Raw genomic sequence first — 11,362 nt, 5'->3', positions numbered from 1 at the left:
ATATAAAGGAGCGTATTTAAAATGAAGTTTTTGATACATCAATCATTAATTATCATTATTCAGATAATTTAATTAATACGAAATATGTCAATTAATAATGCTCTAGGAGATTAGCATGCAGTCTAATACGTATCTTAAATACGCAGATATTAAAGGTGAAGCGACAGCGGAACAATATAAGGATTTAATTACACTACTATCTGTAGATTGGAGTGTTGGTCGTGAGATTTCTTCTTACACGGGTACAGCAATGGACCGTGAAGCAAGTGCAACACGCCTATATGATTTAACTATCACTAAACTTCAAGATCGTTCGTCTCCTGATCTATTCAAGGAAGCAACAATCGGTAAAGGTAAACCTGCAGTATTCCACATCACTAAGCAGGGTGAAAAAGTTGAAGAAATCATGAAAATCGAACTGACTGATGCGATGATTTCTAACTACTCAGTATCGATTCAAGATGATCGCCCAGTAGAAACTATCACAATTTCATACACTGAAATGATGATGACAGTGACACCTACTGATGACAAAAACAACACTTCTGCTCCGTTGGTTTACGGCTACAGCGGTGTTAAAGGTCAACAAATGTAATTTATTGTGCGGAGGGGTTATCTCCTCCGCCATTTCAAAAGGAAATATAAGTATCCAATGAAAAAAGCAAGTCAAGACAACAACTTTATCCGTATTTCTTCTCCGTTTGGAAAAGATGCTCTTATTCTCAATTCGTTCGAATATAGAGAAGGGATCTCGGAGCTTTTTTCATTGCGTGCTAAAGCTTATTTTAATGATCAAAAAAATGAGCTCAATGAAATCGTGGGTAAAGAAGTAACGATTTCAGTGGAAAATAGTAGTCGTGTTTCTAAAAGTCCGCGTTTTTTCCATGGCATTGTCTCTGCTGCAAAGCTCGAAGGCCAGAGAGTGATGAATTCTCATAATGGAGAAAACTACAAAAATATTGAAATTATTGTTGAACCGAAAGTTAAGTTCGCAGCGTACAGAAATAATTGTAAGATCTTTCAGAAGAAAAATATAAAAGACATTATTTCCGAAGTGCTTTCAGAGCATGGTGTTGCATTTAAATTTGAACTAAAAAATACGTATCCCCAATATTCCTACAAAGTTCAGTATGAAGAATCTGATCTTGCTTTTGTTCAGCGCCTCCTAGCCGAAGAAGGGCTCTCTTTTTGCTTTAGTCACTCTAAATCATCCCATGTCCTAGATATTTTTGATGATGTAAGCTTTTACAAACCCAGTCCTGAGTTTATGGTCGATTTCGATACAGGCAGTTCAGAGTCGAGTCACATTTCTGCTTGGAACGAAACACAAGTTTTAACGACTAAAGCAAGCCAGAAGTCTGGTTTCAATATGCTAAAACCAACCTCACAACCCAAAAACGTAGCCGCTGGTGATACTGCACTGTTTACAGTACCTGCGAGTGAGTATTTTGAGTATCTGGGTGAAACAGAAAGTGACGATCAGTACTCGCTTCGAAACACTCACGCAATTGAATCCCTTCAACAGAACGTTTATCTATGTAGCGGAGAGGCGAGTTGTCGAACCTTTTCTGTGGGTAAATGTTTTAAGTTCAAAAAACACGAAGATAAATCGCGAGTAGGAAAAGAATATGTCTTGGCCTCTGTGACGATTTTTGCTTCTGTGTTTAATCAAACAGGTCTGGGTGGCACCGCTTCTCAAGGTGTTCGTGTTGCGTTTACTTGTGTGGACTCTAAAACCATTTTAAGGCCGGCGGTTACTTACCCTAAACCGCAAATTAAAGGTCTTCAAACAGCCATTGTGACTGGTAATAAAGACGGTGAGGTATACGTTGATAAACATGGCAGAATAAAAGTACAGTTCCATTGGGATCGTTTGGGTAAGTACGATGTAAATAGTTCGTGTTGGATTCGAGTTGCTCAAAGTATTGCCGGAAATGGATGGGGTGCGGTGTTTCATCCTCGGGTAGGGCAAGAGGTTATCGTAGAGTTTGTGAATGGCGACCCAGATCAACCTATTGTCACGGGTGCGCTGTATAACGGGAGCCAGTTGCCCCCGTATTCTCTTCCAGAGAAAAGTTCTCAAAGCGGTTTTAAGTCCCGCTCAGTTCAAAAAGGAAACGCAAATTTCAACGAGTTACGCTTTGAAGATAAACCTGGTGAAGAACACATTTACCTTCACGCAGAAAAGTTGTTCCAAATGTTAGTCGAAGACTGCGTAGATATTGTTGTTGAGAACAATAAAGTTGAGAAAGTAACCAACGATGTCACTCAAGACGTTGGAAAAAATGCGACGTTAAAAGTGGGAGAAAACTATACCTCCGACACTGGCAAAGTGTTGTCCCTCAATGCAGGGAAAAGTATTGAAATTAAAGTCGGTGGAGCCTCAATTCAAATGTCGAGTTCTGGCGAAATCAACATTAAGGGCAACAAGATTTCTATCAATGGCTCTGCAATCGCATTGAAAGCAGGACAAATCTCTTTGAATTAAGAGGGAACTTAGAATGGGTAAACCAGCAGCAGTGATTGGAAGTTTTCACCTTTGTCCAAAGAAAACAGGCAAGATCCCTCATGTTGGAGGTCCTGTTGTTATGGGTTCTCCAAATGTAAAAATAGGAGGCATCCCTGCCGCGAGAAAAGGTGACAAACTCGTTTGTATCGGGCCGCCTGACAGCATATCTGCGGGGTCTTCTAGCGTTAAGATTAATGGTAAACCGGCTGCTAGATCAGGAGACTCTACATCTCATGGTGGAAAAATTCTCGTCGGTGTACCGACCGTCCTCATCGGGGGATAGATGCGAATTGGTTTTAAGATGCCTTTATGTCTTATTGACGATGAGGAAGTACAAGTCAGCTCTATTCTCGATGCTTCATTTAGGTTTTTCGGTGAAAAAACACAAAACGTTAACAATGAAGTTTATGAAGAACGACTGTTTAAGCTGATTGCGTCACATGAGAGAAGCTTAAAACAAGCAGAAGTATCTGGTTGTGTTTGCGTATTGTTGCCCCAACTCAGCGACAAAACGCTACTGAAAAAAATCATGCTTGAGATATCATCTGCCTTAGGTGGTCATCCAAGTACAAATATCTACTTGTATCCTTACGGGCAGGCATCCTTTTTGATGGCTCTTGGAAGAATAGAAAGAGAGTTGGTCTCAAGTCGACCTACCTGGGTTTTGGGATTTAATGCCAAAAATGATGACGTGAATGGTTCGCGTAGTTCGGTCGTGGCGGCGAAATGCGAGCCGAGTAAAGGTGGTTTATTCAGCAGAAACGTTTGTGTTGATTTAGATGCCACACAACACTCAATCGCAGTAGAGAAGGTCATGCAGCAGTTAGGGCTTAACTGTAAATATCCGGTGAGTGACTTTACTGTATCTGTTGAAGGCGAAGAGCCTATTTGGATGCATCATATTCAGAGCTTCTCACCGTGGATTACCTCCGACACGAGATACCATTTTCTGAATGTGAAGTTAGGTTCGCTTGGAGCCTGTAGCGGTATTCTCAAAGCAGTTTGCCTGTATCAACAACAATTGAACGAGGCGAGCGAACGCTTTCACGCTGTTCAGCTAGACATCGAGCCAAGTGGGTATGTTGTTGGAGCCTTATTTGGTCGAAATGAGAGCGAAAATTCTTAGATCAATCAACACAAACCACATGAAAAGCTTACGAAGTCACGATATTCTAACGGGATAATAAGATAACGCCATGTTTGTGGCAGAAAGTGAATTCGAATGAAGTTTATCCACACCTCAGATTGGCATCTTGGCCGACAGTTTCACAATGTCTCTTTGCTTGAAGATCAGCAGGCAGTTCTTGAGCAACTTATCCAATATATTGAAAACAATCCGGTTGATGCTGTAATCGTTGCCGGAGATGTCTATGATCGCTCCGTTCCACCAACGATTGCTATCGAGTTGCTTAATCGAGTCGTAAAGCGAATCTGTGGTGAGCTCAATACTCCTATGATATTGATTTCAGGCAATCACGATGGCGCAGAGCGTTTGGGTTTTGGTTCTGAGCAAATGAAACGTTCGGGATTGCATATCATCAGCAATTTTGAAGATATGTTAACGCCAGTTGTGATTGAAACGAAAGCCGCTGGTCATGTCGCTTTCTATGGAATGCCATACAATGATCCTGAACAAGTACGTTATGTGTATAAAGAGCCGGTGTCGACACACGATGAAGCTCATAAACTGATTGCCGAAAAAATTACAGAGCAGTTCCAATCTGAGCATCGAAATATTCTAATCAGTCATTGCTTTGTAGATGGTGCTATTGAATCTGAATCAGAGCGACCGCTCTCTATCGGTGGCTCTGATCGAGTTAGCCACGAGCACTTTTTAAACTTCGATTATGTCGCGTTAGGTCATTTGCACCAACCTCAAAAGAAAGGTGAGGAGTACATTCGTTATTCTGGTTCGTTGATGAAGTACAGCTTCGGTGAACAAAATCAAAAGAAAGGCTTCACATTAGTTGAAATCGGCAAAGATGGCTTTATTGGGGCGGAACATATTGAGTTAACGGCGCCTCATGAAATGCGTATCGTTGAAGGCGAATTGGAACAAATTCTAGAGTGGGGCAAAACGGACCCGAAAAATGAAGATTATTTACTGGTGAGATTAATGGATAAACACGCCATTTTGAATCCGATGGAGAAACTTCGTACGGTTTACCCGAATGTTTTGCACCTAGAGAAGCCAGGAATGCTAATTGGTGTCGAGCAAGAAATGGCGCAAGCTAAGCTCGCTCGCAGTGAAATTGACATGTTCAAAGATTTCTTTGCTGAAGCACAGGATAGTGAATTATCCAATGAGCAAGAGCAAGCAATCAGCGACATCATTAAGCAACTTTCACAGCAGTAAGGGCCAAATATGAAACCAATCAAACTCACGATGCAAGCCTTTGGTCCGTTTGCGAAAACAGAAACTATTGATTTTGAAAAGCTTGGAAGTAATGCTTTATTTTTAATTAATGGACCTACTGGCTCAGGTAAAACCTCGATCTTAGACGCGATTTGCTTTGCGCTATATGGCGAAACCACTAGCAATGAACGTCAAGGGATCCAAATGCGCTGTGATTTAGCATCGCCACAGCTGCTAACCGAAGTAATTCTAGATTTCTCTTTGCATGGCAAAGTTTACCGAGTGACTCGCGCGCCGGAGCAAGAAGCTCCGAAAGCCCGTGGTGAGGGCTTGACCGTTCGCAAACACACGGCGTCATTGTATGAATTGGGTGAGACAGAAAAACTCATCACCAGCAAAACGACCCAAGTTAAAACTGAGATCACTAATATTATCGGTTTGAACGAAACTCAGTTCCGTCAGGTTATGGTATTGCCTCAAGGTAAATTTCGCGAGCTGTTATTAGCAACGTCTAAAGAGCGTGAAGAGATCTTTGGCCAGTTGTTCGAAACGGATATCTACAAAAAGATTGAATACGCCTTAAAAGACAAAGCAAGCTTGATAAGCAAAGCAAAAGATGAGTTTGATAACCAAATTCGTGGCGCGCTTCAAGTTGCGGGAGTGACATCAGAAGCGGAATTAACAGAACAACGTGAAACGCTGTCTGTCCAATTCGCGTCAGCGCAAAAGCGAGAGCAGGAATCGCTTGCTCAGTTAAATGCCGTGAAAACAGAAATTCAGAGAGCTGAAACGTTAAGTAATGAATTTAAAAAGCGTGAACAAGCAGAAGCCTCGCTCCATCTGCACTTGCAACAAACTGAAACCATTTCGGCTCGCCAACTGCAGTTAGAGAATGCGAAAAAGGCGAGTAGGATTGAACTGCCTTATATCACGCTGCAAAATGCCGCCCAGCAAGTTCAAGATTTAAACCAAAAGGTTGCCGTTCTTTCTCAAGATTTAAAAGCCGCTGACGACGTCTTAAAAACGAAGGAACAAGCCTTCCAACAGGCAAAAGAACAAGCTAATCGGGTTCCTACGCTGACAGAGCAGCAATACCAACTTGAAAGCATGAAAAGCAAGTTGGTCGAGAAGGTTGAACTAGATAGTGCCATCGCTGCAGGACTTCAGCAGAAATCAGAATTTGAAGAAACGCTAAAAAAATACATAGTGTTTAGGGAAAAACTGACGCAAGACGCCCTGCAAGCGCAAAAAGTGTTGGAGCAAGCTCGCATTGATGTCGCAAGTATTGGTGGTGTGGATGCAGAGATCAAACAGCAGCAGCGTTTGATGTCGGATCTTCAAAAGTTAGGTAATTTAAATCAAGAGCTTTCAAAGTTAGATGCATTGACGTCAAGTAAACAAGCCTCGGTAACTCAAGCCAAGTCTTATTATGAAAACCTTCAACGTGAAGCGGATGCGTTAGAGCTCAGTTGGCATAATGCGCAAGCGGCAGTTCTTGCTCTTCGTTTACAAACTGGAGAGAAGTGTCCCGTTTGTGGTAGTACCGAACATCCTCTACCTGCTCAATTTGTTGGTGATGAAGTCACAAAAGAGCAAGTTCAACAGGCTCGTCATCAGGAGCGTGAGGCTCAAATCACGCTGAACCAATTGAGCAACCAGTTGGAACAACACAATATTACGATTGCTCAATACACGCAGCAAATTGAGCAAATGGTTTCGGAGTTGGGGCAGAACGCGAACCTAGAGCTGCAAGCATTACAGGCATCAATTCATCAACTCAATGAACGATTACAGCATTTGAACGCAATTAATATTGCTCAGCTTGAGCAAAGCGTGAACAAGTTGAATCAACGTTGTGTGGTTGGCGAAGGTAAGATCAACGATTTGCAAAACCAGATGGCTGCAAATGAATCGACGATTAAAGCAAATCAGCAGCAGTTAGCGAAATTGAGTGCGTCATTAGGTGATAAATACACATCACTAGAGCAACTAGAAAACGACTTGACTCAGATACACAAGCAAATTGTTGAGCTGAATAACGGCCTAGAATCTGCGCAAGCGCAGTTACAACAAGCTGTGCTGGCGAAATCAAAAGTCGATAGTCAGTTGACGACTCACCAACAGTGGCTGTTGGAAGCGAATAGTAGACTGGAAGATGCTAAAACCGAATGGGAAAGTGCACTAAAAGCGAGTGCGCTTGCTGATGAAGCGCACTTCTTACAGAGTAGAGTGAGTGAACAACAAACTCAAACTTGGCAACAAGAAATAGATAACTTTAAGCAGACACAAATTCAGTTAGAACAAACTCTTGCGGATTTAAATCAAGCTTTGAAGGCGGTCGAGAAGCCTAATTTAGAAGCGCTTAACGGGAGTTTAAGCACTGCTCAACATTCGTATCTAGAAATTAGAAATCAGCTGGATAGCACGCGTTCACTGTTTGAAGGCTTGGAAAAAGTTCGCAATGAAATTTCGAATCTACACGATAAAAACCGTAAATTAGAGGAAGAGTACAAAGTTTTCGGTACGCTTTATGATGTCGCCAGTGGTAAAACGGGCAGCCGTATCAGTTTACACCGATTTGTGTTGGGGGTTTTATTGGATGATGTGTTGATTCAAGCTTCTCAACGACTGAGTTTGATGAGCAAGGGTCGATATATTCTAGCGCGTAAAACAGAGGGTTTCAAAGGTGCTGCAGGGCGAGGACTTGATCTCGTGGTGGAAGACGGTTACACCGGAAAAATGCGTGATGTTGCAACGTTGTCGGGGGGAGAATCCTTCATGGCAGCTTTAGCTTTGGCATTAGGCTTGTCTGATGTCGTGCAATCTTACAGCGGTGGAATTCGTTTAGATACGTTATTCATCGACGAAGGCTTTGGTAGCTTGGACCCTGAATCTCTCGATCTGGCGATTCAAACATTGGTCGACTTGCAGCAAACGGGCCGCATGATTGGCGTAATTTCACACGTGTCTGAACTCAAAGAGCAGATGGCGTTGCGAATCGATGTTGAACCGTCTAGGTTTGGTTCTACCGTTTCGGTTAAATCTCAGATGCTAATATCTAAATAAAAATCAGATAGTTAAATGAAAACAAAAAAGCCCCTTTATGGGGCTTTTTTATCGACTCTGACACTTATTGTTCACAGAAGTGACCTTCTTTTGGCGATTGAGTAATCGCGTACTCTCCGTCGAGATTACGATACACAATAGTGTTCCAAATCGAGCCATCATCCATTTCAAATTCAATTGCGTAGTTCACACCGCTCACTATTTGTGCATGAACTGTCAGAATTTGTTTGAATGACGAAAGAGTATCCATTTGTTTCAGGACAAAGGCCATCGCCTTTTGTGCATCAGGGGTAGCATCAAATTCGTTCCACCCACCTGGCATGTTTCCCTGTGTATTACATACATCTGCCGAGGCTGTTACATGTGTCGTCTCTTCTTGGTTTTTTGGTTGGCAACCAACAAGCAACCCCAAAATTGCACAAGTCGACACTGTTTTTAACATCATAACCATCACCTCTATTCATATCGGATCGTATTATAGTGGTGATGAAATCACGCCATTGTCTATGTTGTGCAAACTTTTGATATGCACAAAGTTAATTCGATGAGTAATTGGAGCGAGTTTACATAGAAAATAAGCACGATAAATCAAACACTCTGTTCTTGATAAATCAGTTTACAGTGTAAAAACTCACGATGTTGTTGCCTACGAAGACTCAATTTACTCGAGAATTGGGGCAGCGTTAAGCGCAATAAATTAAATTTAATATGAGTCATAGTTCACATGTTTGGTGTTTGAATTTCTTATCAATCATACAAAACACTACTATCACCGACCTGTAAAAATAAGCCGTAGTTTGACTAATTGCAGCGTTCTTCGTCAATTTGTTGCCAGCGCCATGGAGGGCGCTATATGAAAAGGATAAATGTCATAGGTAGTAGCGGCAGTGGTAAGTCTACTTTCGCAAAAGCCTTAGCTCAGAAGCTCGACGTTACACATATCGAAATGGACAAATTGTTTTGGAAAGCGGGCTGGCGAGAAAGCACCGACCATGAGTTTTTCAGCAACTTAAAAACGGCCCTCACGCAAAGCGAATGGGTTTTGGATGGAAACTATTCTCGAACTGAAAGCATAAAGTGGCAAGACGTCGACACGATCATTTGGTTGGACTATTCAAGAACGGTGACGTTTTATCGAGCGATCAAACGTGCACTCACACGTATTTACACAAAGCAAGAGCTGTGGGAAGGGACTGGTAACAGAGAAAGTCTGTATCGACTGTTTACAAAAGACTCTATCGTATTATGGTCTATTAAAAACTATGACAAACGACGACGAAAATATCTTCAACTGAAACGTGAATTGAGCGGCTCACCCATTCAATTTGTTCATTTGACTAACCCGAAAAAAGCACAAGCTTATCTCGAAAAACTATAAAATAAGTAAAAGCTAAGAGAAAACAGATAGATGGACATTATTTTTGTGCGACATGGCGTGCCAGATTTTTCATTAGCTGATGAAAGATGCATGACGCAGTTAGAGAAAGATTACGCGCCGTTAGATCGAGCGTATTTATCGGAACTTCATCAAAAGCTTACCAACGCCGTATTCGATGATGCGCAGGCTATTATTTGTTCACCATATACGAGAGCGCTCCAAACGGCGGAGATCCTTAACCGTCGTCATGGATTTGAATTGTTTGTCGAACACGATCTGAGAGAGTGGCGGGCGGATACTTCTGGTGGTTATATTTCGTTGGCCGAGCGAGACCGGCGTTGGCACGAATATCGCGAGTTGCTAAAACTAAGACTGCCGATGAGCGACGAGCGCTATGAGCATGTGACAGCGTTAAAAGCACGAACGATGGCGGTTTTGGAAAGGTACAGACAATATGACAAAGTTATTGTCGTCAGTCATTTCAATGTTTTTGAAGCTTTGCAAGGTTATCAGGAACAAGGGTTAGCTTGCGGAGATTCTAAAATCTTTCGTCTGTGATCGATTTTCAATCTTATAGAGTAAAATCAATGAGTAATCGCTATTGGAGTTAAAAATGAAATCTATAAAAGCATGGATGTTGTTATGTTTGATCGCGATGTTTGGTTGTACGTCAAAACCAGATGATGTTGAGCCTGTAAACAACTTTGCACTCCAACCCTACCTCGGTAAATGGTATGAAATCGCTCGACTGGATCATTCCTTTGAGCGCGGCCTCTCTAACGTTACGGCTGAATACGAATTGCGTGAAGACGGTGGTGTCACGGTTATCAACCGTGGTTATTCGCAAGAAGATAAAAAGTGGACACAAGCCGAAGGCAAAGCGTATTTCGTTGGAGATGAAAACATCGGCCATCTTAAAGTTTCATTTTTTGGCCCGTTCTATTCCTCGTACATTGTGTTCGAGCTAGGAGAAAACTATGAGTATGCCTTTATCTCAGGTTTTAACCATGATTACTTGTGGCTACTTTCTCGGAAACCAAATGTCGATAAGGCGACGGTGGAGCGATTTAAGCGAGTCGCCAAAGAGAAAGGCTTTGCGCTAGATGAGTTGATCCTGGTCGATCAAAAACAGTAAATTGTCCAACTGCTGACCTTACAGTAAGGTTCGATGCTTCATAAAGCTCAGTGGTGTTTGTCCTGTTTGTTTTTTAAAGAACGCAATGAATGCGCTGTCTGATGAAAACTCCAAACAATGGGCAACATCACTGACTTGCCTCTCCTCACACAACAGCTCTATTGCCTTTAACAATCGCCATTGCTGACGCCAATCTTGATAAGACATGCCTGTTTCGGACTTATACAGTCTTGTAATTGTCTTACCGCTTGCCCCGATTGTTTTCGATAAATGGTTGAGATCAGGAGCAATGAATCCGTCTTTTGTCATCGCGTTTCGAAATGAAGCCAAACGACGATCCGATGGCAATGGTAAAGTGAGCTCGAATTGCTTTGCTTGATAAAACTCTTCCCAAAACAATATGGTTGTCGCATTCGTTTTGGTTTGTTCTATGTCCCACTCCCACAAAGCCATTTTATTGATCAGTGCTTTTAGGAGATAGTTAACTTCAATCATCACAATGCTTTTCGGGCAAGAAAATTTGTCACAATCGAAATAAACAGAACGATACGCCACAACATTCGTCATTATGGCGCGATGTGGAGTATGAGGTGGGATCCACACTGCTTTGGTTGGCGGCAAAATACAAATGGAATCATTTAGGGCAAACGTCATGCATCCCTGTGGCGCGTAAAGTAACTGACCTTTATGGTGCTGATGCATCCCTGAGTCGTGTCTACCAACATCTGCAGCAATGCCGACCACGTTGGCTGTGAGCTTGTCTGCATCAAACTGAGTGTTTTCTTCAATAAGTGCCATTTGTCCGAATTTTGATGTTTTTGGTCTTAATGATGTTAATGGGTAAAGCATAACGCCTTCTATACTGCGCGCCAAGTTAAGTTTGTTACCCACTTAAGCTTCTGAATTCATCAGGTCGAA

Annotated in this window: 11 protein-coding genes; 9 read left to right on the top strand and 2 right to left on the bottom strand. The window is 42.1% G+C overall.

Going from position 1 to position 11,362, the window contains the following annotated elements; translation table 11 throughout:
* Positions 1-115 precede the first annotated feature (115 nt).
* The 6 genes from BIW15_RS23600 (at position 116) to BIW15_RS23575 (ending at position 7,931) form a co-directional block, all read left to right on the top strand.
* Complete coding sequence (locus BIW15_RS23600) at positions 116-595, top strand: type VI secretion system tube protein Hcp (protein WP_005375967.1); 480 nt, start codon at positions 116-118, stop codon at positions 593-595.
* Between the two features lie 57 nt (positions 596-652).
* A complete protein-coding gene (tssI, locus tag BIW15_RS23595; RefSeq protein WP_025557265.1) occupies positions 653-2,488 on the top strand; it encodes a type VI secretion system tip protein TssI/VgrG in 1,836 nt (611 codons plus the stop codon).
* A gap of 13 nt (positions 2,489-2,501) precedes the next feature.
* Positions 2,502-2,792, top strand: coding sequence for a PAAR domain-containing protein (locus BIW15_RS23590; protein WP_005499010.1), 291 nt, complete (start codon positions 2,502-2,504; stop codon positions 2,790-2,792).
* Positions 2,793-3,635 carry a hypothetical protein gene (locus tag BIW15_RS23585; RefSeq protein WP_031412720.1) on the top strand — a complete coding sequence of 281 codons (843 nt, stop codon included), beginning with the start codon at positions 2,793-2,795 and terminating at the stop codon, positions 3,633-3,635.
* Positions 3,636-3,731: 96 nt separating this feature from the next.
* Positions 3,732-4,865, top strand: coding sequence for an exonuclease SbcCD subunit D (locus tag BIW15_RS23580; protein ID WP_025626478.1), 1,134 nt, complete (start codon positions 3,732-3,734; stop codon positions 4,863-4,865).
* Positions 4,866-4,874: 9 nt separating this feature from the next.
* Positions 4,875-7,931 (top strand): AAA family ATPase, encoded by a 3,057-nt coding sequence (locus BIW15_RS23575; RefSeq protein WP_077281714.1) that lies wholly within the window; start codon positions 4,875-4,877, stop codon positions 7,929-7,931.
* Between the two features lie 64 nt (positions 7,932-7,995).
* Here the strand turns inward: BIW15_RS23575 and BIW15_RS23570 are convergent, their stop codons facing one another.
* Positions 7,996-8,376, bottom strand: a complete 381-nt coding sequence (locus tag BIW15_RS23570; protein WP_005480328.1) for a cystatin domain-containing protein — start codon at positions 8,374-8,376, stop codon at positions 7,996-7,998.
* A 408-nt stretch (positions 8,377-8,784) separates the two neighbouring features.
* Between BIW15_RS23570 and BIW15_RS23565 the strand changes: the two genes are divergently transcribed.
* The 3 genes from BIW15_RS23565 to BIW15_RS23555 are packed head-to-tail and all read left to right on the top strand — an operon-like array spanning position 8,785 to position 10,444.
* Positions 8,785-9,309, top strand: coding sequence for an AAA family ATPase (locus BIW15_RS23565; RefSeq protein WP_077281713.1), 525 nt, complete (start codon positions 8,785-8,787; stop codon positions 9,307-9,309).
* A 30-nt stretch (positions 9,310-9,339) separates the two neighbouring features.
* Complete coding sequence (locus BIW15_RS23560) at positions 9,340-9,867, top strand: histidine phosphatase family protein (RefSeq protein ID WP_025574608.1); 528 nt, start codon at positions 9,340-9,342, stop codon at positions 9,865-9,867.
* A 55-nt stretch (positions 9,868-9,922) separates the two neighbouring features.
* Complete coding sequence (locus BIW15_RS23555; protein WP_020837932.1) at positions 9,923-10,444, top strand: lipocalin family protein; 522 nt, start codon at positions 9,923-9,925, stop codon at positions 10,442-10,444.
* An 18-nt stretch (positions 10,445-10,462) separates the two neighbouring features.
* Here BIW15_RS23555 and BIW15_RS23550 read toward each other — a convergent pair whose 3' ends face one another.
* A complete protein-coding gene (locus tag BIW15_RS23550; RefSeq protein WP_077281715.1) occupies positions 10,463-11,242 on the bottom strand; it encodes a helix-turn-helix domain-containing protein in 780 nt (259 codons plus the stop codon).
* Between the last annotated feature and the right edge of the window lie 120 nt (positions 11,243-11,362).

It is taken from the genome of Vibrio sp. SALL6 (assembly GCF_002002385.1).
GTDB classification, from domain to species: Bacteria; Pseudomonadota; Gammaproteobacteria; order Enterobacterales; family Vibrionaceae; genus Vibrio; species Vibrio parahaemolyticus.
Note: the sequence above shows the minus strand (reverse complement) of the source record. Positions and strands in the feature narration are given on the sequence as shown.